Source organism: Allobosea sp. WAO (assembly GCF_001509835.1).
In the GTDB taxonomy this organism is placed as follows: domain Bacteria; phylum Pseudomonadota; class Alphaproteobacteria; order Rhizobiales; family Beijerinckiaceae; genus Allobosea.
Genome location: NZ_JXTJ01000035.1, coordinates 1 through 244, shown reverse-complemented (window position 1 = coordinate 244; position 244 = coordinate 1). Strand labels below are relative to the sequence as shown.

Below are 244 nucleotides of genomic sequence, written 5' to 3'. Positions count from 1 at the left end.
CGTCACCAACGAGACCGTGACCGCCGAGGAGCTGGGCGGCGCCAGGGTCCATACCTCCAAATCCTCGGTCGCTGACGGCTCCTTCGAGAACGATGTCGAGGCGCTGCTGCAGGTGCGCCGGCTGATCGACTTCCTGCCGGCCAACAACACGGCGGGCGTGCCGGAATGGCCGAGCTTCGATGTGCCCGACCGGGTCGACACCAGCCTCGACACGCTGGTGCCGGACAATCCGAACAAGCCCTAT

Annotated in this window: 1 protein-coding gene; it reads left to right on the top strand. The window is 66.4% G+C overall.

The window, feature by feature from the left end:
• On the top strand, positions 1–244 hold a 244-nt coding region (locus tag DK26_RS28295), incomplete at both ends, for a carboxyl transferase domain-containing protein (protein ID WP_282568063.1).